19 protein-coding genes are annotated in these 26,575 nt (G+C 69.4%); 11 read left to right on the forward strand and 8 right to left on the reverse strand.

Going from position 1 to position 26,575, the window contains the following annotated elements:
- Positions 1 to 40: 40 nt before the first annotated feature.
- Positions 41 to 1,585: an MFS transporter gene (locus ACQP0P_RS31620; RefSeq protein ID WP_433361597.1), complete on the reverse strand. Its 1,545-nt coding sequence runs from the start codon at positions 1,583 to 1,585 to the stop codon at positions 41 to 43.
- 140 nt (positions 1,586 to 1,725) lie between these two features.
- A complete protein-coding gene (locus ACQP0P_RS31625; RefSeq protein WP_433361600.1) occupies positions 1,726 to 4,869 on the reverse strand; it encodes a BTAD domain-containing putative transcriptional regulator in 3,144 nt (1,047 codons plus the stop codon).
- 141 nt (positions 4,870 to 5,010) lie between these two features.
- Between ACQP0P_RS31625 and ACQP0P_RS31630 the strand changes: the two genes are divergently transcribed.
- From ACQP0P_RS31630 to ACQP0P_RS31665, 8 genes are all read left to right on the forward strand, one after another.
- Complete coding sequence (locus tag ACQP0P_RS31630; RefSeq protein ID WP_433361603.1) at positions 5,011 to 5,592, forward strand: TetR/AcrR family transcriptional regulator; 582 nt, start codon at positions 5,011 to 5,013, stop codon at positions 5,590 to 5,592.
- Positions 5,593 to 6,031: 439 nt separating this feature from the next.
- A complete protein-coding gene (locus ACQP0P_RS31635; RefSeq protein ID WP_433361606.1) occupies positions 6,032 to 6,889 on the forward strand; it encodes a cytochrome P450 in 858 nt (285 codons plus the stop codon).
- A complete protein-coding gene (locus tag ACQP0P_RS31640; RefSeq protein WP_433361609.1) occupies positions 6,886 to 7,089 on the forward strand; it encodes a ferredoxin in 204 nt (67 codons plus the stop codon). The genes ACQP0P_RS31635 and ACQP0P_RS31640 overlap by 4 nt, the downstream gene beginning before the upstream one ends.
- Complete coding sequence (locus ACQP0P_RS31645) at positions 7,089 to 7,637, forward strand: hypothetical protein (protein ID WP_433361611.1); 549 nt, start codon at positions 7,089 to 7,091, stop codon at positions 7,635 to 7,637. Before ACQP0P_RS31640 ends, ACQP0P_RS31645 begins: the two co-directional genes overlap by 1 nt.
- Before the next feature lie 121 nt (positions 7,638 to 7,758).
- On the forward strand, positions 7,759 to 9,174 hold the full coding sequence (locus ACQP0P_RS31650) for an aldehyde dehydrogenase (RefSeq protein ID WP_433361614.1): 1,416 nt from the start codon (positions 7,759 to 7,761) through the stop codon (positions 9,172 to 9,174).
- The gene (locus ACQP0P_RS31655) at positions 9,174 to 9,902 is read left to right on the forward strand and encodes an SDR family oxidoreductase (RefSeq protein ID WP_433361617.1); all 729 of its coding nucleotides are present in this window, start codon (positions 9,174 to 9,176) and stop codon (positions 9,900 to 9,902) included. Before ACQP0P_RS31650 ends, ACQP0P_RS31655 begins: the two co-directional genes overlap by 1 nt.
- 61 nt (positions 9,903 to 9,963) lie before the next feature.
- Positions 9,964 to 10,812, forward strand: coding sequence for an NAD(P)-dependent oxidoreductase (locus ACQP0P_RS31660; protein WP_433361620.1), 849 nt, complete (start codon positions 9,964 to 9,966; stop codon positions 10,810 to 10,812).
- 37 nt (positions 10,813 to 10,849) lie between these two features.
- Positions 10,850 to 11,176: a carboxymuconolactone decarboxylase family protein gene (locus ACQP0P_RS31665; protein WP_433361623.1), complete on the forward strand. Its 327-nt coding sequence runs from the start codon at positions 10,850 to 10,852 to the stop codon at positions 11,174 to 11,176.
- Between the two features lie 138 nt (positions 11,177 to 11,314).
- Here ACQP0P_RS31665 and ACQP0P_RS31670 read toward each other — a convergent pair whose 3' ends face one another.
- Positions 11,315 to 12,574, reverse strand: coding sequence for a nucleotide sugar dehydrogenase (locus tag ACQP0P_RS31670; protein WP_433361626.1), 1,260 nt, complete (start codon positions 12,572 to 12,574; stop codon positions 11,315 to 11,317).
- 625 nt (positions 12,575 to 13,199) lie between these two features.
- On the opposite strand from ACQP0P_RS31670, the gene ACQP0P_RS31675 reads away from it, so the two are divergent.
- Positions 13,200 to 15,317, forward strand: a complete 2,118-nt coding sequence (locus ACQP0P_RS31675) for a DUF4082 domain-containing protein (protein ID WP_433361629.1) — start codon at positions 13,200 to 13,202, stop codon at positions 15,315 to 15,317.
- Between the two features lie 153 nt (positions 15,318 to 15,470).
- Here the strand turns inward: ACQP0P_RS31675 and ACQP0P_RS31680 are convergent, their stop codons facing one another.
- Positions 15,471 to 16,538: a glucose-1-phosphate thymidylyltransferase gene (locus ACQP0P_RS31680; protein ID WP_433361632.1), complete on the reverse strand. Its 1,068-nt coding sequence runs from the start codon at positions 16,536 to 16,538 to the stop codon at positions 15,471 to 15,473.
- Between the two features lie 132 nt (positions 16,539 to 16,670).
- Entirely contained in the window at positions 16,671 to 17,135 is a 465-nt protein-coding gene (locus ACQP0P_RS31685) for a GtrA family protein (RefSeq protein ID WP_433361635.1), read from the reverse strand.
- A gap of 81 nt (positions 17,136 to 17,216) precedes the next feature.
- Between ACQP0P_RS31685 and ACQP0P_RS31690 the strand changes: the two genes are divergently transcribed.
- Complete coding sequence (locus tag ACQP0P_RS31690) at positions 17,217 to 18,221, forward strand: glycosyltransferase family 2 protein (RefSeq protein WP_433361638.1); 1,005 nt, start codon at positions 17,217 to 17,219, stop codon at positions 18,219 to 18,221.
- On the opposite strand, the gene ACQP0P_RS31695 is transcribed toward ACQP0P_RS31690, so the two are convergent.
- The 3 genes from ACQP0P_RS31695 to ACQP0P_RS31705 all read right to left on the reverse strand — a co-directional run bounded on the left by ACQP0P_RS31695 (position 18,172) and on the right by ACQP0P_RS31705 (position 22,576).
- Positions 18,172 to 18,978 (reverse strand): GNAT family N-acetyltransferase, encoded by an 807-nt coding sequence (locus tag ACQP0P_RS31695; RefSeq protein WP_433361641.1) that lies wholly within the window; start codon positions 18,976 to 18,978, stop codon positions 18,172 to 18,174. The genes ACQP0P_RS31690 and ACQP0P_RS31695 overlap by 50 nt on opposite strands.
- Complete coding sequence (gene rffA, locus ACQP0P_RS31700; protein ID WP_433361644.1) at positions 18,978 to 20,132, reverse strand: dTDP-4-amino-4,6-dideoxygalactose transaminase; 1,155 nt, start codon at positions 20,130 to 20,132, stop codon at positions 18,978 to 18,980. The genes ACQP0P_RS31695 and rffA overlap by 1 nt, the downstream gene beginning before the upstream one ends.
- Positions 20,133 to 20,206: 74 nt before the next feature.
- Positions 20,207 to 22,576 (reverse strand): hypothetical protein, encoded by a 2,370-nt coding sequence (locus tag ACQP0P_RS31705; RefSeq protein ID WP_433361647.1) that lies wholly within the window; start codon positions 22,574 to 22,576, stop codon positions 20,207 to 20,209.
- Between the two features lie 313 nt (positions 22,577 to 22,889).
- Between ACQP0P_RS31705 and ACQP0P_RS31710 the strand changes: the two genes are divergently transcribed.
- Positions 22,890 to 26,453, forward strand: a complete 3,564-nt coding sequence (locus ACQP0P_RS31710) for a DUF4082 domain-containing protein (RefSeq protein ID WP_433361650.1) — start codon at positions 22,890 to 22,892, stop codon at positions 26,451 to 26,453.
- Positions 26,454 to 26,575 lie beyond the last annotated feature (122 nt).

The raw sequence follows: 26,575 nt of genomic DNA on the forward strand, positions 1-26,575 counted from the left end.
GGCGGGCCGCGGCACCCACCTGATCCGTGCGCCTTACAGGTCAGCTACGCGGTTCGGAAAGGAGTTCTTCGGGGATCACGTCGGGCACGCCGCGCAGACCGGCGAGCGAGACCGCGGCGAGGACCGCGATCAGCACCGCGGCGGCGAGCGAGGTCACCCCGACCGAGGTGACGAAGGCCCGCCTGGCCGCCTCGGCGACGACCTCCCCCAGCTCGGCCGGGAGCGCCGCGGCGGCCCTCAGAGCGGTGGGCAGCGACTCCGCCGCGGCGGCGGTCGCCTCGCCCGGCACCCCCGCCGGGAGCCGGAGGTCGCCCCGGTAGACACCGGTCAGGATGCTGCCCAAGATCGCGATGCCCAACGCGCCGCCCAGTTCGAAGGAGGTCTCGGAGATCGCCGCCGCGGCACCGGCCCGCTCCCTGGGCACGCTCGCGAGCACCGTGTCGTTGGTAACCGCGAACGTCAGCCCGATGCCCACCCCGCAGACGATCATGGGAACGAGAAAGTAGAGGTAGGGGGTGTCGAGCCCGACCCGGCTGTAGCAGGCGAAGGCCGCGGCGGCCATCGCCAGGCCCAGCGCCACCACCCTGGCCCGGCCCCATCGGGTGATCAACCCGGCCGCCAGCACCCCGCCGACCGCCGCCGACAGGCCACCGGGCAGTCCCGCGAGACCGGCACGCAGCGGCGACCAGCCCAGGACCAGCTGGAAGTACCAGGCGAAGATCAGCGACAGCGCGGACATGCCGAAGATGGCGATGAGGTTGGCGCCGACCGACGCGGTGAAGGCCCGGCGCCGGAAGAGACGAACGTCGATCAGCGGCTCGGCCAGCCGAGTCTGCCGCCGGGCGAACATCACCAGCGCGGCGATCCCCACGACCGCCGCCACCGGTACTCCGGCATTCGCGAGACCGTGACCGGCTGCCTCCTTTACAGCGTAGATCAAAGAGGTGACGCCGGCGAGGGAGAGCAACACGCTCGCGGGATCCACCCGCCCCGCGGCGGGGTTGCGTGACTCCGGCAGCACGGCGAGGCCGGCGACCACGATGAGCGCCATCACCGGCACGTTGATCAGGAAGACCGACCCCCACCAGAAGTGATCGAGTAGCAGACCGCCGACTACCGGTCCCAGGGCGAACCCCGCCGCGCCCATCCCGCTCCACAGACCGATCGCCGTGGTCCGCCGCCTCGGGTCGGTGAAGACGTTACGGATGATCGACAGAGTGGAGGGCATGATCGTGGCACCCGCCACGCCGAGCAGGACGCGGGCCGCGATGAGCAGTTCGGGGGTGGGTGCGTAGGCGGTCACCGCCGAGGCCACCCCGAAGGCCGTGGCGCCGATGAGGAGCAGCCTCCTGCGGCCGATCCGGTCGCCGAGGTTGCCCATCGTGATCAGCAGGCCGGCGAGCGCGAAACCGTACGCGTCGCCGATCCACAGGATCTGGGTGGCCGAGGGCCGCAGGTCCGCGACCAGTTGGGGAAGGGCGAGGTGCAGGACCGTGACGTCAACGGAGAGCAGCAGCGCCGCCAGGCAGGCGACGGCGAGGGTCGCCCGCCTGCGACGGTCGGTGATCGGGAAGTGATCGGTCATGCCCGCCATCGTGATCGTCGGCGCTGACGGCCCGCGCACCTCGTGCTGACGGCCACTGACGGCCACTGACGACCGCTGACGACCGCTGACGACCGCTGACGGCCAGTGACGACCGCGCGGTCGAAATCACCCGGACATGGTCATGCCTCGATCATCAAAAGCACCTCGCTCCGCGACATGCGGGTTCCCGCACGCCACTCCTCCTCGTACGCGGCGCCGCCGATCCGGGCGCGGACGGCTGCCGTGACCCGGGCCGCGTCCGGGTGCGCCGCCGCGGCGCCGCTGAGAGCCGTGGCCGCCCCCAGCAGCCGGGCCGCTCCCCGGACGTCGTTCTCCAGCAGCACGACCTCCGCCAGGCCCTCGATCGCCGAACCCGCCACGAGCAGGTAGCGGTGTAGCGCCGGTTCCAGCGCCTCGCGGTACCAGACCCTCGCCCCGGCCCCGTCTCCGCTCGACGTGGCGATCCGGCCCAGTTCGACGGTGATGCGCAACCGCGTCTCCTCGGCGGCGTACCACTCCTGTGGGCACAGGTCCAGTGCCTCGCGGGCGAGGGTGCGGGCCTCGTCCAGCTCGCCGCGGAGCCTGGCGACCTCGGCGAGCCCGTGCCGTACCTTGGCCATCACATCGGGCGTGCCCGCCCTGCGGGCGTACACGGCCGCGCGCAGGTACTCGGCGTGAGCGGTCGCGAGGTCGCCTTCACGCACGATTCCCAGAGCCCTGCGGCAGATGAGATCCGCGATGTCCTCGGCCGATTCGAGCTCCTCGGCCAGCCGGAGCGCCTCGTCGGCCAGCGCGCGCGACGCCGCCACGTCCTGCCGTAGGTCGGCGAGTTCGGCAAGTTCGGCGAGTGTGAGGGCACTGCCCCACCGCTCCCCGATGGAGCCGAACAGCTGCAGCGCGTCCTCGAAGGAGCGCTCGGCGCCACCGGCGTCGCCGTCGTACAACTGGAAGTAGCCGCAGCCGAAGTGGGACAGGGCCCGAACCCACGGGTCGGCGATGGCCGAGGTCCGCGGCGGGTGGGAGCGGAAGGCGGCGGCCGGGCCGGTGAACATCGGCCACAGCATGGCCAGAAACGGCCACCGGTACGGCCGGTCGATCGCCGGAACGAGCGGTGCGGCCGTATCCAGCAGGGCCGGCAGCCGTGGCGACCGCGACTCGCCACCGAAGGCGACGAGCACGCAGAGGGCGTACTCCTCTTCCAGCCCCTCCACCGAGGCCGACCCGATCACACCGAGCAGGTCGGTGGCCAGGCCCGCGCCCTCCCAGCGACGGCCCCGCATCCACCAGTACATGGCGAGCCCGGCCAGCAGGCGCAGCCCCTGCCCGGTCCTGCCGGTGTCGACGGCCCAGCGCAGCGCGGCGTGCAGGTCGTCGCGCTCCTCGTCCAGCCTTCGCAACCACTCCAGTTGCCCGGCGCCGCGCAGCCGGCGGTCCGCCGCGGCCGCCAGATCCGTGTAGTACGAGGCATGCGCCTCGCGGCGCACCTCGGTCTCGCCGGTCTCGGCCAGCCGTTCCGCGCAATACGCGCGGATGGTCTCCAGCATGCGGTAGCGCCCGCCCACCCGCTCGATGAGCGACTTCTCCGTCAGGGAGCTCAGCAGGTCGACGGCCTCGGCCTCCGGCAGCCCGCACACCCGTCCGACCGCCTCCAGCGTCGCGCCACCCACGAAGACGATCAGCCGCCCGGCCAGCGACCGCTCGTCGTCGTCGAGCAGGTCCCAGCTCCAGGCGACCACGGCGCGCAGCGTCTGGTGCCGGGGCAGCGCGGTGCGGCTGCCCCGCGACAGCAGCCGGAACCGGTCGCCCAGCCGGGAGGCCACCTCGGTCACCGACAGGGAGCGCAGGCGTGCCGCGGCCAACTCCAGAGCGAGGGGCAGGCCGTCCAGTGCCCGGCAGATGTCCAGCACCTGCTCGACGTTGGTGTCGTCGACGCGGAAACCGGGGCACACGGCGGCTGCCCTGTCGGCGAGGAGGCGCACGGCCGGGTAGGCCGTGGCCTCCCCGGCGGCTGTGCCGGCCCCCGGCACCGGCAGCGGCGCGACCGGGTGGATCACCTCCCCGGTGATGCCGAGCGCCTCCCTGCTGGTGGCCAGGACACGCAGCGCCGGACAGGCGGCGAGCAGGCGGTCGGCGAGCTCGGCGACCTCCGCCACCAGGTGCTCGCAGTTGTCCAGGACGAGCAGCAGCGGACGGTCGGCCAGCGCCGCGACCAGCCTGGCGAGGGGGGTGGGTACCGGCCGGCCAGGGCCGGGGAGCAGTCGGGCGTCGCGGACCCCCATCGCCCCGAGGACCGCCTGGGCCACCTCCCCGCCGTCGAAGACGGGAGCCAGCTCCACGAAGCACACCTCCCCCTGCTCCCCGGCGGCGACCTCACCGGCCAACCTGGTCTTGCCCGCGCCGCCGGGGCCGACCAGGGTGACCAGCCTCGCCTCGCCGAGCAGCGCGCGGAGCTCGGACATCTCGCCTTCCCTACCGACGAAGCTGGTCAGCGGGGCCCGCAGACCCGACCTGAGGGGTGCGGCACCGGCGGCGGGGGCGCCGGTCAGTTCGGGATCGGCCCTGAGCACCGCCAGGTGCACGGCGGCCAGCTCCGCCGACGGGTCCACGCCGAACTCCTCGCCGAGGATCCGTCTGGCCCTGTCGTAGACCTCCAGTGCCTCGACCTGCCTGCCCGAGCCGTACAGGGCGCGCATCAGCTGCCCGTACAGCCGCTCTCTGAGGGGATGTGCGGCGGTCAGCTCCTGTAGCTCGGCCACCAGCTCACGGTGGCGGCCCAGTTCCAGCTCGGCCTGCAGGCGATCCTCCACGCAGTCGAGCCGGAGCTCCTCCAGCCTGGCCGAGGGCGCCTGGGCGAACGGGAACTCCGCCACGTCGGCGAGCACGGGCCCGCGCCACAGCGAGAGCGCCTCGCCCAGCGGTTCGACCGCCCGCCCGCAGTCACCGGAGGCCAGGAGACGCCGGCCTTCGGCGGCGAGCCGCTCGAAGCGGTGGGCGTCGACGGCATCGGCACCGGCCACGAGCCGGTAGCCCGCCGGGTGGAACTCGATCACTTCCTGGGCACCGAGCGCCCTGCGCAGCCGCGAGACCTGCGACTGCAGCGCATTGGCGACGCCCGCGGGCGGATCGATGCCGTACAGGCCGCCGATCAGCCGTTCGGTGGTCACGACCTTTCCCACGTCGAGCAGGAGCATCACGAGCAGCGCGCGCATCCGCGGCCCGCCCACGACGACCGCGCGACCATCATCGAGCCGGATCCGGGTGGGGCCGAGAACGTCGAACCGCATACCCCGATTATCACGACTCCCCGCCCCCGTACGGTGCCGCGCGGCCGGGGCATCACCCGTCCTCGCGTCCGGAGTTTGGGACTAGGCAAGGGGCGGGGCGTGGGCTAGCTTCTGGACAGGTGTCCAGTTTGAGGAGCGACAATGCCCAGGACCACCGAGGCGCCCCGGGCCCGGCTGTCGGACCGGCAGGCCGAGACCGTGCGCAGGCTCACCGCGGCGACGGTCGAGGAGGTCGCCGAGCACCGGTACGAGGGGTTGACGGTGCGCGGGGTCGCCAAGCGGGCCGGGGTCGCGCCCGCCACCGCCTACACCTACTTCGCCTCCAAGAACCACCTGCTGGCGGAGGTGTTCTGGCGGCGGCTGCGCGACCTGCCGGAACCGGACCCGCTCCCCGGCGGCTCCCCCGCCGACCGGGCCGCCGAGGCGCTGAGCGCGGTGGCGCTGCTGGTCGCCGACGATCCGGCGCTCTCGGCCGCGTGCACCACCGCGATGCTCGCCGACGAGCCCAACGTCCTCCGGCTGCGTGCCCGCATCGGGCTCCGTGTCCACGAGCGGATCTCCGGCGCCACCGACGCCTCCCCCGCCGCCCTGCAGGCCTTCGAGCTGGCCTTCTACGGCGCGCTGGTCCAGGCGGGAATGGGCCACCTCTCCTACCGCGACCTCCCCGGCCTCCTCGCCACCACGGCCGGAACCATCTTCCCCCGGACTGAGGAGTGCCCGTGAGGCCGCGCCGGCTACTGATACCAGGGAAGGACCAGGCGAACCGCCCTGAGGGACCATCCCGTGAGGCCGCGCCGGGGACTGGACTGAGGAGAGTGAGGTCGTGAGGAACGAACGACCTCACTCGACGAGGGAAGGAGCCGGATCCCAGCGGCCGAACCGCGACGCACCGCGTCGCCATTGACTCGTGAGGCCGCGCCGGGGACTGGACTGAGGAGAGTGAGGTCGTGAGGAACGAACGACCTCACTCGACGAGGGAAGGAGCCGGATCCCAGCGGCCGAACCGCGACGCGCTAGCGTCGCCATCGGCACAGAGCCGGATCCCAGCGGCCGAACCGCGACGCGCCAGCGTCGCCATCGGCACAGAGCCGGATCCCAGCGGCCGAACCGCGACGCGCTAGCGTCGCCGGTAGCAGGCCGGAGGTTCCGCGAGCAGCTCGACGTGCGGTTCGCACGCCTCTACCACGATCTTGAGCGCGGCACCGACCCGATCGCGTTCGTGGACCCGTACGCCGACATCGAGTCGTTCCGCCGCCGCGACGAGGCCAGGGTGAAGCTCGTGGCGCTGGTCCAGGAGATCATGGACTCGCGCGGTCCCGCGGCGCGGGAGGACCGCGACCTGCTGGACGTGCTGCTCTCGGTCAGGAACGAGGACGGCACGCCGCGCTTCGGCGCCGACGAGATCACCGGGATGTTCATCTCGATGATGTTCGCCGGGCACCACACCACCTCCGGCACCGCCGCCTGGACGCTCATCGAGCTGCTGCGCAACCCGGCGGTGCTGGCGGAGGTGACCGGGGAGCTGGACGCGCTGTACGCCGACGGCTCCACGGTGAGCTTCCAGGCGCTGCGCGAGATTCCGGCGCTGGAGTCGGCGATCAAGGAGGCGCTGCGGCTGCACCCGCCGCTGATCCTGCTCATGCGGGTGGCCAAGACGCCGCAGCGGGTGTGCGGGTACCTCGTCGAGCCCGGCGAGCTGGTGGCCGTCTCACCCGCGATCTCCAACCGGCTGCCCGACGACTTCCCCGCGCCGGACGAGTTCCGGCCGGGGCGCTACGCGGAGCCGCGCCAGGAGGACCTGGTCAACCGGTGGACGTGGATCCCGTTCGGGGCCGGCCGGCACCGCTGCGTGGGTGCCCAGTTCGCGATGGTCCAGCTGAAGGCGATCTTCTCGGTACTGCTGCGGGACTGGGAGTTCGCGCCCGCCCAGCCGTTGGACAGCTACCAGAACGACCACAGCAAGATGGTCGTCCAGCTCCGGCAGCCCTGCGCGGTCCGCTACCGCAGGCGGGCCCGATGAGGGTCGTCCTGGATCCCGACCTGTGCCAGGGGCACGCCGAGTGCGAGTTCGCCGCCCCGGAGGTCTTCTCCGTGCCCAGGCGCGGCGTGGTGGAGATTCGGCGAGACGCCCTGCCCGACCCTCTGCCCGACACCCTGCTCGACGCGGTGCGCGAAGCCGTGCGGAACTGCCCGACCCGGGCCTTGCGACTGGAGGACTGATGTACCCCCGCGAAGAGCTGGACGAGATGGTCCGGCTGTGGCTGTCGTCCAACCGGGAGTGCGAACGCCTCGGCGACTGGAGGCCGCTGGCCTCCCTCTACACCGAGGACGCCACCTACGGCTGGAACCTCGGACCCGAGCTGGAGTTCATGGCCGTGGGCCGGCAGGAGATCCGCGACATCGCGCTCGGCCAGGAGATGGGTGGTCTCGACGGCTGGCGGTACCCGTACCAGAAGGTCCTCGTCGACGAGGTCGCCGGCGAGGTGGTCGGCTTCTGGAAGCAGGTCGCCGAGGCGACGCGCCCGGACGGCACGCCGTACGAGGTGGCGGGGATCGGCGGTTCGTGGTTCAGGTACGCCGGTGAGATGAGGTGGTCGTGGCAGCGCGACTGGTTCGACTTCGGCAACGCCACCGCGCTGTTCGTGGAGATGATCCAGGCGGGCGTGCTGACCGACGGCATGAAGCGCCGGATGGAGCGCGCCGGCGGCAGACCCGGCGGCTGGTACCGGCTGGGCGGTGCCCCCGTCGCGCTCTGGGACCGCCGGTGAGCCGCCGTCCCGGTCGTGCGCCGCACCGGACCACGACCGCTCGCGCCCGCCGGGTTCCGGAACGGGCCGCGCCGTCCTCCGGTCGTGTGCCGGAGCGGGCTCCGGCCGTGAGGGGGCGGCGATGAGCGGCCGGTTCGCGAGCGTCAACCCCGCCACCGAGGAGGTGGTCGGTGAGGCCCCCGACGGGACGCCCGCCGACATGGACGCGGCGATCGGCGCGGCGCGGGAGGCGTTCGATGCCGGGGTGTGGTCCGCCGACCCGCGGCTGCGTGCCCGCTGCCTGCGCCAGCTGCGAGACGGGCTCGTCTCGCACGCCGCCGAGCTGCGGGAGCTGACGGTGGCGGAGGCCGGCTGCCCGGTCTTCCTGACGTACGGCCCCCAGCTGGACGCTCCGGTGGCGGACCTGGGCTGGTTCGCCGACCTCGCCGAGTCCTACGAGTGGTCGCGGGATCTGGGGGTGAGCGCGCCGATGGGCATGACGTCGCGGCGTACCCTGCTGCGCGAGCCCGCCGGGGTGGTCGGCGCGATCACCCCGTGGAACTTCCCGCACCAGATCAACCTGGCCAAGCTGGGCCCGGCCCTGGCGGCGGGTAACGCCGTGGTGCTCAAACCCGCCCCCGACACTCCCCTGGTGGCCGAGTTCATGGCGCGGATCGTCCACGAGGAGACGGACTTCCCACCCGGCGTGCTGGGCGTCGTCACCTCCTCCTCGCACGCGCTCGGCGCCCAGCTGGTCGCCGACCCACGGGTGGACCTGGTCTCGTTCACCGGTTCCACCGCGACGGGCCGCTCGGTGATGGCCTCGGCGGCGGCGACCGTGAAGCGGGTCTTCCTGGAGCTGGGCGGCAAGTCCGCCTACATCGTGCTGGAGGACGCGGACATCGGTTCGGCCGCGGCGATGGCGGCCTTCGCGGTGGCCACCCATGCCGGACAGGGGTGCGCGATCACGACCCGGCTGCTGCTCCCCCGGGAGCGGTTCGACGAGGGCGTGCACGCCGCGGCCAGGACGCTGGGCAGGTTGGGCGTGGGCGACCCTGCCGACCCCGGAACCGTCTGCGGACCGGTGATCTCGGCCGCGCAGCGGGACCGGGTGGAGTCCTACCTGCGGCTGGCCGTGGACGAGGGCGGCGCGTTCGCCTGTGGCGGTGGGCGGCCACCGGAGCGGGACAGGGGCTTCTGGATCGAGCCGACCCTCGTCGTCGGGGTGCCGAACTCCGCGAGGGTCGCCCAGGAGGAGATCTTCGGCCCCGTACTGGTGGCCGTGCCGCACGACGGGGACGACGACGCGGTGCGGATCGCCAACGACTCGCCGTACGGGCTGTCGGGCGCGGTGCACGGGGGCGACGAGGAACGCGCGCTGGCGGTGGCCGGGCGGCTGCGGACCGGAACGGTCGGCGTCAACGGCGGGCAGTGGTACGGCGGGGACGTGCCGTTCGGCGGTTACAAACAGTCGGGGGTCGGCCGGGAGATGGGCGTGCTCGGCTTCGAGGAGTACCTGGAGAGCAAGGTCGTCGCCACCCCGCACGGAGGTCGGTGATGCGTTTCGAGAACAGGGTGGCGATCGTCACCGGCGGCGCGCGGGGAATCGGCGAGGCCTACGTCCGCGCCCTGGCGGCCGAGGGCGCGAAGGTGGTGGTGGCCGACCTGGAGACCGAGCTGGGCGAGCGGGTGGCCGAGGACGTCGGCGGGGTGTTCGTCAGGACCGACGTGGCCGACCCCGAGTCGGCGAGGGCGATGGCCTCGGTGGCCAGGGAGCGTTTCGGCAGGCTCGACCACCTGGTCAACAACGCCGCGATCTACGGCGGGATGAGGCTGGACTTCCTGATCATCGTGGACTGGGACTACTACCGGAGGTTCATGGCGGTGAACCTGGACGGGGCGCTGAACTGCGTGCGCGCCTGCTATCCGCTGATGGGCGAGGGCGCCTCGATCGTCAACCAGTCGTCGACCGCCGCATGGGTCTACTCCGGTTTCTACGGCCTGGCCAAGGTCGGCATCAACGGCCTGACCCAGCAGCTCGCCCACGAACTCGGCGGCATGGGCATCCGGGTCAACGCGATCGCCCCCGGCCCCACCGACACCGAGGCCACCCGGGCGGTGGTCCCCGAGGGCTACCGCAGGCAGATGGTCGGTGACCTGGCGCTCAAGCGGCTCGGCCGGCCCGAGGACCTGACAGGGATGTGCCTGTTCCTGCTGTCGGAGGAGGCGGGCTGGATCACCGGGCAGATCTTCAACGTGGACGGCGGGCAGGTGATCCGGTCATGAGCGGCGCAACGTGGACGCAACCCCGATCGTGTGACCTTCGAATTAACGAGGGGGTTCTCCGTTGAGACTCGGATTCATCGGGCTGGGGCAGATGGGCGCGCCGATGGCCACGCACCTGGCCGGCTGGCCCGGAGGGCTGCTCGTGCACGACATCAGGGCCGAGGCGTGCGCGCCGGTGGTGGAGAAGGGCGCGCGAGCCGTGCGGGACCCGCTGGAGATCATGGCAGAGGCCGATCTGATCGAGGTGATGGTCCTCGACGACGAGCAGGTACGCCAGGTCGTGCGTGCCGGACTACCGGCCACCAGGGCGGGCACGGTGATCGCCGTCCACTCGACGATCGCCCCGTCCACCGCCGAGGAACTGGCGGCCGAAGCCGAGCCGTATGGCGTGCACGTGGTGGACGCCCCGGTGAGCGGCGGCTTCATGGGCGCGCACCAGGGCAGGCTGGCGGTGTTCGTGGGTGGCCCGCAGGAGGCGGTCGAGCGGTGCGAGGAGCCGTTCGGGCGCTGGGCGGAGCTGGTGCTGCACGTCGGCCCCGCCGGGGCCGGCACCAGGGCGAAGCTGGCGCGCAACCTGCTGCACTTCGCGTCGTTCGCCGCGGCGGCGGAGGCGCAGCGGCTGGCCGAGTCGTGCGGGATCTCGCTGAAGGCGCTGGCGCGGGCCGTCAGGCACTCGGACGCGATCACCGGCGGCCCGGGGGCGATCATGTTGAGGAAGACGACGGGACCTGTAACGCCGGATGATCCCTGGTACGACATATTGCTACATGTTAGGACTCTGGGGGAGAAAGACCTTACCCTCGCACTGGAACTGGCACGGGCCAGAGGGGTGGAGACCCCCCTGGCCGCCCTCGCCCTGGAACAGCTGGCCGACGGACTCGGAGTGCCTCATGAGCGATCACACGAATGACACCACTCCTGACCGCCGGAGGCGCGGATTGGAGATCATGAAACAGGTCTACGGCTGGGATCACGTCGGGGACGGGCCGGGCGACTTCTTCGGGATGACCGTCGAGCACCTGTTCGCCGAGGTGTGGTCCAGAGAGGGGATCTCGACCCGCGACCGGCGGCTGCTGCTGGTCGGCCTGCTCGTCGGGCAGGGCATGGACGACGTCGTCGGGCTCCAGCTGGACGCGGCGCTGAGGACCGGTGACCTCACCCCCGACGAACTGCGCGAGATCGTCATCTTCCTCACCCACTACGCCGGGTGGCCCCGGGGAGCCAGGCTCAACGGCCAGGTCGAGGAGCTGATCGCCCGCGTCCTGAAGTCCTAGCCCCCGCGGAGCCCGGCGGGGTCACCGTCGTCGACCTTCTCCCAGCCTGTCGGGGGCCGGGATTCCCCGCGCCGCCGACGCGCCGTCCCGCGGGAGGCGCGCGGCGGGGCGAGGTGGGTCGAGGTGGGTCGAGGTGGGTCACAACCTCTCGACGTTGGGCCCGCGGCAGCGGTTGCGGGTGTCGAGGACGAAGGCGCTCGCCCGCTGGACGAGCTCGTAGTCGAAGCGGTCGTGGTCGGTGAGGACCAGCACCACGTCCGCCGCCGCCAGCTCCCGCTCCGAGAAGGCGACGACCTCGACGCCTTCCGGCAGCAGGAAGCAGTCCACATGCGGGTCCGCGGCCCGTACGTCCGCGCCCAGCTTGCGCAGGCCCCTGACCACGTCGATCGCGGGCGACTCGCGGCAGTCTCCGGCGTTCTTCTTGTACGCGAGGCCGAGCGCGAGCACCCGGCTGCCGTTGACCGGCTTGCGCAGGCGGTTCAGCGCGAGGCCGACCCGGCGCACGACCTGGTCCGGCATGTGGTCGTTGATGTCGTTGGCCAGCTCCACGAACTGGAAGTTGTGCCCCAGGCTGCGCTTGACCTTCCATGACAGGTACGAGGGGTCGATCGGCAGGCAGTGCCCGCCGACCCCGGGCCCCGGGGTGAAGCGCAGGTAGCCGAACGGCTTGGTCGAGGCGGCGTCGATGGCCTCCCAGACGTCGATGCCGAGCTGCTGCGCGAAGATCGACAGCTCGTTCACCAGGGCGATGTTGACATGCCTGAAGGTGTTCTCCAGGAGCTTGCACAGCTCGGCCACCTGCGGCGAGGAGACCGGGACCACCTCGTCCACGATCCTCGCGTAGAACGCCCCGACCCTCTCCAGGGAGGCCTCGTCGATCCCGGAGACCACCTTCGGCGTGTTCTCCAGGCGCCAGCGCGCGTTGCCCGGGTCGATCCGCTCGGGACTGTAGCCCAGATGGAAGTCCTGCGGCGCCCGCAGTCCGGAGCCGTCCTCCAGCAGCGGCAGCAGGTACTCCTCGGTGGTCCCCGGGTAGGTGGTGGACTCCAGCACCACCGTGGCGCCCCGCCGCAGCAGCGGGGCGAGAGACTCTCCCGCCGCGCCGATGTGGCGCAGATCCGGAACGCCCTCGCGCAGCGGCGTCGGCACGGTTATCACGCAGACGTCGAACCCCTCGGCCACGGCGTAGTCGGTGTCGGCCAGGTAGCGCCCCGAGCGGTGGGCCGCGGACAGCGTCTCGTCGCCGATGTCCTCGACGTAGGACTCCGCGGCGTTGAGCCGCTTGACCCTCCGCTCGTCGACGTCGATGCCCACCACGTCGAACCCCGCCTCGACGGCCCGCATCGCGAGAGGCAGGCCGACATACCCCTGGCCGACCACAACCAGTTTCTCTCCCACGGCAGAACCCCCGTCGATTCGAGATGAGATACGACCTCGACTGTAGGAGTTTCGCTTTCCCGCACCGCCCATCTTGTCATTCTCCGGGCGTGTCGCCCGACGCCCGGAGTCATTCAGGCGCGCAAACGAGACCACTCCTTCCGGTGACAACAGATTAAAGCCCCCAATGGCCGCCCAACAACTTTAAATAAACACTTATGCCTTTTGTGCACATATGACAACCGAGCGGACGGTCGAGCGAACCTACACACCACTTCGCCCATCTCTCACCCTCCTGAACAGCACAGAGATCAATTTAACGCCGAAAAACAAGTAATATCAGGAAGTATTGTCGAGTAAATTTTCCATCAGCCGCATACCGAGACATGACCTTCTTGATCGCGCACAGGCTCGCGCGCCCCTCCTCCACGGCACAGTCGTCAGCGTGTCACGCGGCATCCTTCGCCAACGTGACAATATTTTCGGCAATTTACCTTTCAATCGACCTTTAATCGCCTCCTGGGATTAATACCACAAATCACACAGGAGCCCGATAGAGGCCTCAAGTTTCATTCATGACAGCTCGCAGGCGACGGACCGTACCGGGCGCCTGACACAGCACGAGATCAGTGAGGAGTTGTGTCGCATGTCAAAACCCGTTCGCGACGCGCTCGACCAGATGACAGACACGACCACGACCACAGCCGACGCCGGGCTTCCCCGGCGCCTGCCGCTTTCCCTGCGCCGCCCGCGAGCCTTTGGCCGCGCCGTGCTGAAGGCGACCGTGGTCGCCGTCCTCGCGATGGGCGCGGTCACCGGCACACCGGGAAGCGCGAACGCGGCCGACCGGAGTACGCGCGCGATCGATCCGGTGGACATCGGCAGCGCCGCCTCCTTCGGGGTTCTGGCCGGAACCTCGGTCGGCAACTCGAACTCCACCACGGTCACCGGTGACCTCGGGGTAAGCCCGGGAAACACCCTGGCCGGCTTCCCTCCCGGCGTGGTGTCGGGCAGCACGCACCTGGCCGACACCGCCGCGGCGCAGGCCAAGACCGACGCGGTCGCCGCCTACAACGACATCGTCGGGCGCGCGCCCACCGCCACCGTCCCCTCCCAGCTGGGCGGGACGACCAAGGGGCCGGGCGTCTACAGCAGCATCACCGGCAACTTCTCGATCAACGGGACCCTCACCCTCGACGCCCAGGATGATCCGGGCGCCGTCTTCATCTTCAAGTCGACCATTCTCACCGCGGCCAGCATCAGCAACATCGCCCTGCTGGGCGGAGCCCAGGCCGACAACGTCTTCTGGCAGGTCGGCGACACGGCGACGCTGGGGACGTACTGCACCTTCCGCGGCAACATCCTGGCGCAGAACTCGGTCGGGGTGAACAGCGGTGCCAACGTCATCGGCCGCGCCTTCGGGCTCGGCATCACGGTCTCCATCCAGGGCACCAACAGCCTGCCGCCCACCCGCATCACCGTACCGAACGACCCGCCGACCACCACGACCCTGACCACCTCGGCGAACTCCGCGTGGACCGGGTCCCCGGTCACCCTGACGGCCGCGGTGCAGGCGGTCAGCGGCTTGATCGTGCCCGTCGGCGAGGTGGTCTTCAAGGACGGCTCGACGGTCCTCGGCTCGGCCTGGCACGACGACCAGGGCCCCGCCCGGATCACGGTCTCCAACCTCGTCGGGGGAGAGCACCAGATCATCGCCGTCTATCTCGGGGGCGACACCTTCGACCACGAAGCCCCGATCCACTTCGCACCGAGCACGTCGGCGCCCGTCACCGTGAACATCTCGGACAGTCTGTGGGACAACTCGGGAACGCCCGCCGTCGTGTCACAGGCGGATCCGCTGCCGATCACCGTCGGCGTCAAGTTCCGGACGACGACAAGCGGGACCGTGACCGCCGTCCGGTTCTACAAGGGCCCGCAGAACACCGGCACCCACACCGGGAGCCTGTGGACGAGCGACGGCAATCTCCTGAGCAGCGTCACCTTCACCGATGAGAGCGCCACCGGCTGGCAGCAGGCCACCTTCGCGACACCGGTGCCGATAACCGCCGGCACCACCTACATCGCCGCCTACCACACCACGTCCGGCAACTACTCGGTGACCCGGCCCTACTTCACCACCTCGCGGACCAACGGCCCGCTCGTCGCCCTGGCCAACGGCACCGAGGGCGGCAACGGCGTCTACACCTACGGTGCGACGAGCACCTTCCCGACGAGCAGTCTCCAGGCGACGAACTACTGGGTCGACGTCGTGTTCGTCCCGACGAACAGCCTGTGGGACAAGGTGGCGACGCCCGCCGTCGTGTCGCAGTCCGATCCGCAGGGGGTCACCCTCGGCGTCAAGTTCAAGCCGACGGCGAACGGCAAGGTGAGCGGGATCCGGTTCTACAAGGGCCCGCAGAACACCGGCACCCACACCGTGGTCCTGTTCACCGCCAACGGCGGGCGGCTGGCCATCGCCACCTCCACCAACGAGACCGCCAGCGGCTGGCAGCAGGTCAACTTCGCGGTCCCCGTCAACGTCATCGCCGGCACCACCTACATCGCCGCCTACCACACCACGTCCGGCAACTACTCGGTGACCCGGCCCTACTTCACCTCGCAGTACGCCAACGGCTCCCTGGTCGCCCTGGCCAACGGCGCCGAGGGCTCCAACGGCGTCTACCGGTACGGCTTCACCGACGCCTTCCCGTCACTCGGCTACCAGGCGACGAACTACTGGGTCGACCCGGTCTTCAACGAGTGATCCGATCCCTTTCCGGCCGAGGTTCTCCGGCGGCCGGCTGACATCCGGCTCCGATGCCACCGTCAGGGCGTCCGCTCCAAGGAGCGGACGCCCTGACACCGAGGCGTCCCGGGCACCACCCGACGACCCCGGCACCGCCGATGACGAGAGCTCTCAGCCTCGCACCTGGATCCTGCTGTGGTCGCCCACCATGAGTTCGTGGGTGTTGGACACCCCGGCCGCGCGGCTGACCTCGACGTTGCGCCCGATCAGGGAGTGCGCGACGCGTGAGACGCCCCGCACCGAGGAACCGTCAAGCACGATGGAGTATTCGATCTCGGCGCCGTCGACCAGGCAGCCGGAACCGACCGAGGTGAAGGGGCCGACGTAGGAGGAGAGAATCTTGGTGTCCGCGCCGATCACGATCGGTCCGCGAAGGATCGAGTTCTCCACCACCGCGCCCGCCTCGACGACGACCCGCCCGGTGATCTCGCTCAGGTCGTCCACGGTGCCCCTGATGGCGGGCTCGACGCGTTCGAGGACGATGCGGTTGCACTCCAGCATGTCCTGGAGGCGCCCGGTGTCCTTCCAGTAGCCGCTGACGAGGTGCGAGTGGACCCGGAAGCCGTTGGCGACGAGCCACGCGACGGCGTCGGTGATCTCCAGCTCACCGCGCGCCGACGGGGTGATCGCCCGTACCGCCTGGTGGATCGCCGGGGAGAAGATGTAGACCCCGACGATCGCGAGGTCGCTGCGCGGGTACTCGGGTTTCTCCTCCAACCTGACGATCTCGCCCTGCGGCCCGAGCTCGGCCACCCCGTAGAACTGCGGTTCGGCGACCCTGGTGAGCAGGATCTGCGCGTCGTGGTCGCCTTCACGGAAGGCGTCCACCAGACCGGTGATGCCGTCCACCAGGAAGTTGTCCCCCAGATACATCACGAACGGCTCGTCGGCGAGGAACTCTCCGGCGATCAGGACGCAGTGCGCCAGCCCCAGGGGAGCCTCCTGGGGGATGTACGTGACGTCCAGCCCGAACCGCGAGCCGTCGCCCACGGCGGCCCGGATCTCGTGACCGGTGTCGCCGACGACGATGCCCACACTGGTGATGCCGGCCTGCCGGATCGCCTCAAGTCCGTAGTAGAGCACCGGCTTGTTGGCCACCGGGACCAGTTGTTTCGCCGAGGTATGGGTCAGCGGGCGCAACCTCGTCCCCTTGCCGCCCGCCAGAACGAGTGCCTTCAACGTTCTTTTAGTCCTTCCACGAAGAACACATGACCGTGCGCCATATTTCCGCCGAAGTTTACTGGGAACCGGAATCAGCGTTTCCGCACCGGCTCGCCTCTTTGCCGAAGAGCGCATGGCATGTTGCCGATTTCACACTTTTCCTCGATCGGAGAACACCCAGGCCCGGTTTATCGCATAACTCAGCGGCGGACTCGTCACTATCACCACCCCCTGGGCCACCATGATCGGGATCCCGGCGAACTCCACCAGGAACGGGACACCGATGACGGACGCCGCGAGGAAGCTCAGACCGACCAGATAGAAGCGCAGGTAGCCGGTGAGCCAGGGGTCTCCGGAACCGCGGAAGACCACCAGCCTGTACCCGGGGTAGACGATCACCACGGTCGTCAAATGACTGACCACGACCAGGAAAAGATAAGGGATGCGATCTTCAGCAACCATTAATCCCAGGCCAAGGAGACCACAATAGACCATGGCCGTTACGGCACCGGCGAGCAGGTATGTGATGCGGTGGCCACCAAAGGCCGAGATCACAGCCAGCCGCCCGAAAGGCGAATTCTTGCCATCGGCGGTTCTGCCTTCAACTTCAACCATGCGACGGGCGCTCCGGGTCGTGATCCGACAGTGGGGTTGAAAAAGGATTGTAGTGGGTGACGAAAAACAATCGGGGGATTAATGTCGGTGTCGGTGGTTATTCCGTGTTACCGCTCCGCGCGGACCCTCCCGGCGCTGGTGGACAGGCTCGTGCCGGTCCTTCGGGGCCTGTCCGTCCAGCACGAGGTGATACTCGTCGTCGACGGCAGCCCGGACGACACCTGGGAGACCGCCGTCGAGCTGGCCCGCCGGTTCGACGTCGTCCGGGCGATCCGGCTGTCCCGGAACTACGGGCAGCACAACGCGCTGGTCGCCGGCATCAGGGAGGCTGTCTTCGAGGTCATCGTCACCATGGACGACGACCTGCAACATCCGCCCGAGCAGATCCCCCTCCTGCTGGCCGCCCTCGAAGGCGACCGTCTCGACCTCGTGTACGGTATCCCGCACCACGAGGAGCACGGGTTCCTGCGGAGTCTCGCGTCCCGGTCCGTCAAGGCCGCCATGGCCGGCGCGCTGGGCATCCGCACCGCGCGTACGATCAGCGCCTTCCGTGCCCTGCGCACGCGGACGCGCGACGGTTTCACCGACCTGTCCGGGCCACACGCGTCGATCGACGTGGCCCTGTCATGGGCCACCACACAGGTGGGCTCCGTCGGCGTGCACATGAACGAGCGCGACCACGGGCGATCGAACTACACGCCGCGCCTGCTGATCGGGCATGCGATGAACATGCTCCTCGGCTACAGCACGGCTCCGCTCCGCGCGGCGAGCTACCTCGGGTTCCTGGTCGGCATGATCGGCCTGCTGCTGGGGGGCGCCGTCCTGTGGCGTTTCGCCGCGGGCGACACCACGGTGGCCGGATTCACCACCATCGCCTCGATGGTCGCGCTCTTCTCGTCCGCCCAGTTGGTGTCCATCGGACTCCTCGGTGAGTACATCGGCCGCATTCACGGAAACGGCATGGGCCGCCCGACCTACGTGGTGCGCGAGCGCGCCGGGTCGCCTGCCGCCGTCCTTCCCCCGCGACCCGGCGGCCCTAGCCTTCCCGCGCACGCAGGAGCCGGCTCCGGAGCAGATGAACGGTGAGGAAGGTCTGGACGGGCTCGAATCCGTACCTCGCCCATGCCCTCTGCACCCGCGTGTTGTGCCCCTGGGTGGAGATGACGACCTCTGCCGCGCCACGTGCCAGCGTACGGTCCTCGACGGCCCTGAGCAGGTGGGCGTACAGCCCACGCCCCTGCGAGCCGGAGACCACCCCGGCCAGCAGGATCTCCGTCCGGGGGCCGTCCTCCTCCAGCGTGGCCAGCCCGAGCAGGCACGGCCTCCCCTCCCCCGCGGCTCGATCCTCCGGTGCCGGATCCTCCAACGCCAGGTACTCCCCCTCCGTAAAGGACCTCAGCGCCCATTCCTGGTAGCCCGCCAGGGCCCTGTCCGCGTCGAACAGCGGATTGGCCAGATAATGGTTCCCGTACGCGCCGAAGATGTCGGAGACCAGCGCCCGCACCTCGGCGGGATCGACCGGCCCCGACGTCCGCAGCCCGGGCGACGGAGCGGGCCCGCGCCCCTCTCCCGCGCGCAGCCGCCAGTACACCAGGGAGTCCGCGAACACGGCGGTCCGGCCGGGCACGGTCAGCCTCGCGAACCAGTCGACGTGTTCAGCCGGATACCGGAGCACGACGACGTCCGCGACCGAGTTCAGCAGCGCCTCACGGACTGCGGAGAACGGTGAGGCGGACTTCGCGGGGACGGTGAGGCGCTCCACCGAACATCCGAACCGGGCCGATTCCAGCGGCGACTCCACCGCCCGTACGGCCCGTGCCTCGATCACGTCGTGCCAGGCCATCAGCTCACCTCGTAGGACCGGACGGCGTCGATCACCCGCGCCACGCCGGTCTCGTCCAGATCGGCGAAGAGCGGCAGCCGGACGAGACGGTCGGCGACCCTCTCCGTGACCGGGCAGCCGCCCGGGGCCACCCGGCCGAACCGCGCCCCAGCGGGCGCGGCGTGCAGGGGCTGGTAGTGGAACGTCGCCTGCACGCCTTCGCTCCGGAGATGACCGATGAAGGCCTGGCGGTTCTCCAGATCCGGGAGCAGCAGGTAGTACAGGTGCGCCGGATGCGCGCAGCCTTCCGGGATCGCCGGCCGGGAGACCCCGTTTTTGATCGCCCAGTCCGCCAGGTCCTCGTGGTAGCGGTACCAGACGGCATGGCGCCGTGACTGGACCTCCTCGAACGACTCCAGCTGGGAGGTCAGCTGTGAGGCCAGGACGTCGGACAGCAGGTAGCTGGAGCCGATGTCCACCCACCGGTACTTGTCCACCTGGCCGCGGAAGAACCGGCTACGGTCGGTGCCCTTCTCCCGGACGACCTCGGCACGCGCGACGAGACCGGCGTCGTTCAGGAGCAGCGCGCCTCCCTCCCCGCACTGCACGTTCTTCGTCTCGTGGAAGCTCTGCGCGGCCATGCTGCCGAACGATCCAAGCGGCCGGCCCCGGTAGAACCCGCCCAGGCCGTGGGCGTTGTCCTCGATCAGGGTGAGGGAGTGCCGGTCACAGATTTCGGCGATCTCCCGCATCGCGCACGCGATGCCCGCGTAGTGGACGACCACGACGGCCCGGGTGCGATCGGTGATCGCGGCTTCGATCAGCCGCTCGTCCACGTTGAGGGTGTCGGACCTGCAGTCGACGAAGACCGGGACCGCCCCGCGCAGCGCGTAGGCGTTGGCCGTCGACACGAAGGTGAACGACGGCACGATCACCTCGTCGCCGGGCTGTAGATCCAGCAGGATCGCCGACATCTCCAGCGCGTGCGTGCAGGAGGTGGTCAGCAGCACCTGGCCGGCCCCGGTGATCTTTCCGAGGAGCTCGGCCGCCCGCCGGGTGAACGGCCCGTCTCCGCAGGTGGATCGCCGGCGCACGGCCTCCCCCAGGTACTCCAGCTCGTTCATCGAGATGTGCGTCCGGTTGAAGGGGACCATCGTCAGGTCGGTTGCGTTCACGGCCGAAGTGAACAACGAAAGGCCCGTCCGACACGCGTCGCGCCGTCGTTCCTTGGCGATCCATTACGCAAGTCTTAGATCACACCGGTCTGTCCGTCGGCCAGCCGGTAGAGCGCGTAGTCGCCGGAGCGGAACCTCGGCTCGGCGAAGTCCCCGATCTTCGAGCCGGGGTCCAGGTGGCGCTCGTCGACGAGGAGCCAGCGCACCCCGTACTCCTCGCGCAGGCGTCGCATCGCGGACGCCGAGGGCGCGCGGAAGGCCTCGTCGTTCGCCCGGAGCCGCTCGCCGTCGGAGAAGGGCAAGTACTCGGGCAGCAGTCCCGGACGCCAGCGGCCCATGTTCGCGGAGGTGTACGTCCATCCCTCGACGAGCACGCGCCGCTCCGACAGAGCCGCCGCCCAGAACTGACGGCTGTCGCACGGGTCCTCGTACCCCCAGCGGCAGTACACGTTCGTGGCGACCAGATCGTCGGCGCCGGAGTGGGCGCGCAACCACCGGGCCACCGTCACGGCTCCTTCGGGAACGTCCTGGAGCGCCACCGGCTGGACCTCACCGAAGGGACGAGCCACCGGGACGTCACCCGCGACGGGCAGGACGCGCGCGCACCAGGCCGCGGGCGCACCGACCGCCGCGAACGCGACGAGCAGGAAGACCCAGTTCCGGAGGGCTCGGCGCCCGGTCGCGACCAGCACGACGGCCGCCAGGGCGACAACGCCGAGCAGCGTGGCGTAGGGCAGGTAGAGGGCGAACTCCGACCGCCCCGCGCTCAGGGGAGCCCGGACGTCGCAGAGCGCACGGATCAGACAGGCGGCCACCACCCCGGCGCCGACCGCGCAGGCGACCCTCCTGGAGGGCATCCGCACCCGCCGCACGGCGACGACGAGCCCGTAGGCCGCGACGATCATCAAGTAGGGATAGGTCGCCCCGAAGAAGTAGAGCTGGCCGAGATGAGGATGGCCGAGGAGCAGGACAGCGGCGGTGGACGCGGCGCCCATCCCGAGCAGCAGGACCACCATCGGCCGCAGCAGCAGTTTCGGCCTGCACAGCAGCCCGAGAACCCCACACCAGGTCACGGCCAGACACACCAGGTACAGCGCGGTGAGACCCAGCAGCGAGGCCGGCGTCGGCTCGGCCGCGCCGGCACCGCCGGTCAGCTCCCCCCACGCCCGGCGCAGCATGGAGAGGGGGTCGACCGTCATCGCCTGCCGCGCACCGCCGAACAGCACCGTCTGCGCGTAGCCGAAGCACACCGCGGTCATGGCGAGCGCGGCGAGCGCCCGCCACGGCGGCCGGCGCCGCCTGATCATCTCGACTCCGGCGACGGCGGCCAGTCCGGCGGCCAGCAATGGCAGGTGGGTGGCCTTGGCACCCATGACCGCCGCCAGGAAGACTCCGAGCAGGAGCCATCTGCCGGCCCGGCGCCCGCGTCCGTCGAGCAGGTCGGCGAGGAGCAGGACGACCGGGGCGAACAGCAGGGCGCCGAAGGTCTGGGTGAGTCCCGTCCAGGACTGGAAGCCCCTCCAGGTGAAGTTCCCGATGTTCACCCCCAGGTAGAGATTCGGGGCGGTCACGAACACCGTGCCGGCAACGGCCAGGAGCGCGGCGGCGCGGGAGCCGGTGACCCGCCGGGCGACCATGGCCAGCAGGATCAGCAGCACGGCCGTCATGGGCAGCGCTCCCAGGCGGAAGAGCAGCACCAGGGGTTCGATGCCGGTGATCCAGCTGGACGCGGCGAAGTGGGCGTAGATGAACCAGTGGTAGAGCAGGGGTTCGCCGGCGACCATGGGAACGGTCGGGGGCACGTGGTGTTTGAGCTCGCCGATCAGGGCCAGGTGGAAGGGCATGTCGACCGAGTAGGTGGCCAGGGCGGGCCAGGCGAGGGCGTGGCCGCGGAAGAAGCGGACCACGCCCAGAGCGGTGAGGTAGGCGATGGCCAGGGCCAGTGACCATGACCACCAAATGGGGACCGCGGGGCGGGGCCGCCTCTTCCAGTGCCGGCGCAGGCGGGGCACGGTCAGGAAGAGGACGTAGACGGTGACGGGCCAGGCCAGGGTGAGCAGGGGCAGGCCGGCGGCGCGGGCGGCGAGGTAGGCGGGTATCTCCAGGGCGTAGCCCAGGGCGACGCCCAGGGCGAGCTCCTCGGCCAGGGTGCGCTCACCGCGGTAGACCGCCCGGATGATCAGGGTGCCGGGCAGGGCCAGGCCGAAGGCGAGGTAGGCGGCGAAGCGGATGATGTCGTCGGCCGTCACCTCGTGGAAAAGGAGCGCGGCAACGGTGAGGGCGACGACGAAGACCGCGGGCAACCAGCGCGGTACGGCTCGGATACCCGGGATCCGAGGCCGGGCAGGCCGGCGTTCACCGCGGCGCGGCTCACCTGCCTGGGTGACGTGTACGGGTGGCGGTGGGCTCGGCGCGTGACCCCGCGCCGGTGACGTCGTCTCCATGAGCGCAAGCATGATGACGCCCGTCCCCCGGACGACTCCGGGCGCAGGCTTTCGGTGGTTTTCTTGCCAGTCCTTTATGTGAGGCCAGGGGTGGAGCATCCGGACTTCCGACCGATATTCCCGTCAGGGAAAATCACCTTTATTCCGAAAGTAGTCTTCTAGTGCAACATTAGAGCGACAACCCGTTTTGTAAAGAAATCGCCGTTATTCAAATATCATTTCCGGCACAACCTCGGCATGCTTGTCTCTTTTCTGTTCACTACTCCGTCCCGGGCGGAGATGTTCACCCCAGAAAGTGCCCGGGAGGTCACGTATGCCACAGAACCCAGACGATGCCGGGAAAGCGAGCCGCAGACGACGGTCACCGCTGACCGTGCCGATCCGTTTCCGAACCGGTGTCCTCGCCGCGATCAGCCTGCTCTGCGCCGCCTGGTCCCCGGTCCCCGGTGCCGACGCCGGTGCCGGTGCCGGTGCCGGTGCCGGTGGCGCGCGGGAGGTGGTCACCGTGGCGGACACCGGCGCCCGGCACCGCGGCGACGCCGCCGAGCGGGCCAAGCGGGCCAAGCGGAAGATCATCGCGAACGCGTCCTCCCGCTCCTCGGCGCTTCAGGCGGACTGCCCGCCGACCTCGGTCATCTGCCTGGAGAACAATCTGCCGGGCAACCCGTCCAGCGAGTGGGACGTCCCCGGAGGCGGTAGCCCCGACATCCAGGGATACGTGACCAACATGAGTGTCAACAAGGGGGAGACCGCTCAGTTCAAGGTGAACACCCAGGCAACCGCCTACCGCGTGGACATCTATCGCATCGGGTACTACGGCGGCATGGGCGCGCGGAAGGTGACGACGGTTCGCCCCTCGATCCCGCTGCCCCAGATCCAACCGAGCTGCTTCAGCGAGACGGCGACCGGGCTGGTCGACTGCGGGAGCTGGGCGGTGTCCGCCTCGTGGGCCGTGCCGGCCGACGCGGTCTCCGGGGTCTACATCGCGAACCTGATCCGGGAGGACGGGCTGACCAGCGCCAGCCAGATGATATTCGTGGTCCGGGATGACGCCCGCAGATCGGAGCTCCTGCTGCAGACCTCCGACGCCACCTGGCAGGCGTACAACAGATACGGCAACAGCAGCCTGTACTCCTCCTCCACCTCCCCGGCCGGACGGGCCTACAAGGTCAGTTACAACCGGCCGTTCATCACCCGCGTCTCCAGCTGTTGCGGCGGTTCGGTGGAGAGCTGGTTCTTTGACTCCGAATACCCCATGATCAGGTGGATCGAAGCCAACGGCTACGACGTCAGCTACACCAGCAGCATCGACACCGCGATGCGCGGCTCGGAGATTCTCGAACACAAGATCTTCATGTCCTCCGGCCATGACGAGTACTGGTCCAACGAGATGCGGAGCAACGTCACGAGCGCCCGGGACAACGGCGTTCACATGGCCTTCTTCTCCGGGAACGAAATTTTCTGGAAAACCCGCTGGGAGAGCAGCCGCGACGGGACGAACACCCCGTATCGAACCCTGGTCACGTACAAGGAGACGTTGGCGAACGCCAAGATAGACCCGTCCACCCAGTGGACCGGTACCTGGCGTGACCCGCGTTTCTCCCCGCCCTCGGACGGCGGAAGACCGGAGAACGCCGTCACGGGAACCTGGTTCAGGGTCAACGGCGTCTCCAACGACGCGATGACCGTCCCCGCCGAGTACGGCAAGATGCGCCTGTGGCGCAACACCTCCGTGGCGACCCTCCCGGCCGGGCAGCAGGCCGTCTTCCCTGCTGGAACGCTCGGCTACGAATGGGACGTCTCCCCCGAAAACGAGGTCGAACCGACCGGCCGGGCCAGGCTGTCCGGAACATTGGTGAACCTGCCTTCCAGATACCTGATCGACTACGGCAGCAGCTACAGCCTCGGAAGCGCGACACACCACCTGACGCTCTACCGGAGCACGAGCGGCGCGCTCGTCTTCGGCGCGGGGACCACCCAGTGGGCGTGGGGGCTGGACGCCAACCACGATCGGGCCGGCTCCCCCACGGACATCCGGATGCAGCAGGCGACGGTCAACCTCTTTGCCGACATGGGCATCCAGCCGGCCAGCCTTCAGACCGGCCTGGTCCCGGCCACCCAGTCGACGGACACCAGCCCCCCGACCGCGACGATCACGAGTCCGGTGGACGGATTCTCCGGCTCCGCGCTGACGACCCTCGTGATCCAGGGAACGGCCGCCGACACCGGAGGGGGCGTGGTGGCCGACGTCGAGGTCTCGGTCGACAACGGCACCACCTGGCTTCCGGCGACGGGGCGGGAGAACTGGCAGTACCGATGGACACCCCTGAGCTCCGGAACCTACACGATCGCGGTCCGGGCGGTTGACGACATCGGCAACCTCCAGACGTTCCCGACCGTGATCACGGTTAGCATGGAGACCTCGTGCAGCGCCTGCACTGCCTGGCCGCCCAGCACCGAGCCCGCCACCTCCTCGACGCCCGACGCCAACGCGGTCGAGGTCGGGGTGAAATTCCGGACGAAGTTCGCGGGCACCATCAAGTCCATCCGGTTCTACAAGGGCTCGTCCAACACGGGAACGCACGTCGGCAACCTCTGGAGCTCAAGTGGGCAGCTCCTGGCGAGCGCCACCTTCACCAACGAGACGGCGTCCGGCTGGCAGCAGGTGGACTTCGCGACACCGATCACAGTAACCGCAGATACCACCTATATTGCCTCTTATCATACGGCGTCTGGAAATTATTCAATATCACGCCCATATTTCTCGATTCCCTATGCTCACGGCCCGTTCACCGTGCCGGCGAGCGCGGCGTCGAACGGTAACGGTGTCTACGCCTACGGTGCGGCAAGCAACTTCCCGACCAGCGCCTATCAAGCCACCAACTACTGGGTCGACGTGGTGCTCGTACCGATGAGAAGCCTGTGGGACGACCAGACGATTCCGCCGGTCTCCTCTCAGCCCGACAACCGCGCCATCGTGGTCGGTGTGAAGTTCAAGCCGCTGACGAGCGGCACCATCAAGGGCATCCGCTTCTACAAAGGCCCGCTAAACACTGGAACCCATACGGGAAGCCTGTGGACGAGCAGCGGACAGTCGCTCGCCAGTGCCACCTTCACCAACGAGACGGCATCCGGCTGGCAACAGGTAAACTTCGCGACACCTGTTACGGTAGACGCAAATACGACCTATATCGCCTCTTACCACACTACATCTGGCTATTATTCGATAGCGCAATCGTATTTTGCTAATAGATATCAAAATGGCCCGCTTCTAGCACTGCAGAACGGCGACGAGGGCGGTAACGGCGTCTACTCGTACAGCGCGACGAACACCTTCCCGACCAGCACCAGCGAGGCGGCCAACTACTGGGTCGACGTGGCGTTCGTGCCGTCCGAGAGCCTGTGGGAGAGCAAGGCGACACCCGACGTCCCGTCCCAGGCCGACGACAAGTCCGTGGCGGTCGGCGTCAAGTTCAGGACGCTGACGAGCGGCACCATCAGGGGCATCCGGTTCTACAAAGGCGCAGAGAACACCGGAACCCACGTCGGAAACCTGTGGACGAGCAACGGACAGTCGCTCGCCAGTGCCACCTTCACCAACGAGACGGCATCCGGCTGGCAACAGGTGAACTTCGCGACACCCGTCAGGGTGACCCCGAACACGACCTATATCGCCTCTTACTACACAGTGCCCGGACGTTACTCAGTAACGCGTCCATATTTCTCCAAGCAATACACGAACGAGCCGTTGCTGGCGCTCGCGAACGGTGCGGAAGGCGGCAACGGCGTCTACACGTACAGCTCGACGAACACCTTCCCGACCAGCAGCTACCAGTCCACCAACTACTGGGTCGACGTGGTGTTCGACGCCGACTAGCGTGACAGCGGACCGGCGTCCGTGACGCTGTCGCCGGTCACCACCTCGGCTCATCGGGCCTGTCGGCCACAGTGAGCAAAAGACGCGATCTCCGGGCTCGGGACGAACCCGGAGATCGCGCC

This window comes from Streptosporangium sp. CA-115845 (assembly GCF_050943795.1).
Lineage (GTDB): Bacteria > Actinomycetota > Actinomycetes > Streptosporangiales > Streptosporangiaceae > Streptosporangium.

Bases quoted from the DNA above. Each gene is read 5' to 3' on its own strand.
- ACQP0P_RS31705 (WP_433361647.1), bottom strand. From the start codon at position 22,576: ATGGAGACGACGTCACCGGCGCGGGGTCACGCGCCGAGCCCACCGCCA.
- ACQP0P_RS31650 (WP_433361614.1), top strand. From the start codon at position 7,759: ATGAGCGGCCGGTTCGCGAGCGTCAACCCCGCCACCGAGGAGGTGGTC.
- ACQP0P_RS31625 (WP_433361600.1), bottom strand. From the start codon at position 4,869: ATGCGGTTCGACGTTCTCGGCCCCACCCGGATCCGGCTCGATGATGGT.
- ACQP0P_RS31620 (WP_433361597.1), bottom strand. From the start codon at position 1,585: ATGACCGATCACTTCCCGATCACCGACCGTCGCAGGCGGGCGACCCTC.
- ACQP0P_RS31645 (WP_433361611.1), top strand. From the start codon at position 7,089: ATGTACCCCCGCGAAGAGCTGGACGAGATGGTCCGGCTGTGGCTGTCG.
- ACQP0P_RS31690 (WP_433361638.1), top strand. From the start codon at position 17,217: ATGTCGGTGTCGGTGGTTATTCCGTGTTACCGCTCCGCGCGGACCCTC.
- ACQP0P_RS31665 (WP_433361623.1), top strand. From the start codon at position 10,850: ATGAAACAGGTCTACGGCTGGGATCACGTCGGGGACGGGCCGGGCGAC.
- ACQP0P_RS31675 (WP_433361629.1), top strand. From the start codon at position 13,200: ATGTCAAAACCCGTTCGCGACGCGCTCGACCAGATGACAGACACGACC.
- ACQP0P_RS31640 (WP_433361609.1), top strand. From the start codon at position 6,886: ATGAGGGTCGTCCTGGATCCCGACCTGTGCCAGGGGCACGCCGAGTGC.
- ACQP0P_RS31710 (WP_433361650.1), top strand. From the start codon at position 22,890: ATGCCACAGAACCCAGACGATGCCGGGAAAGCGAGCCGCAGACGACGG.
- ACQP0P_RS31630 (WP_433361603.1), top strand. From the start codon at position 5,011: ATGCCCAGGACCACCGAGGCGCCCCGGGCCCGGCTGTCGGACCGGCAG.
- ACQP0P_RS31695 (WP_433361641.1), bottom strand. From the start codon at position 18,978: ATGGCCTGGCACGACGTGATCGAGGCACGGGCCGTACGGGCGGTGGAG.
- ACQP0P_RS31685 (WP_433361635.1), bottom strand. From the start codon at position 17,135: ATGGTTGAAGTTGAAGGCAGAACCGCCGATGGCAAGAATTCGCCTTTC.
- ACQP0P_RS31655 (WP_433361617.1), top strand. From the start codon at position 9,174: ATGCGTTTCGAGAACAGGGTGGCGATCGTCACCGGCGGCGCGCGGGGA.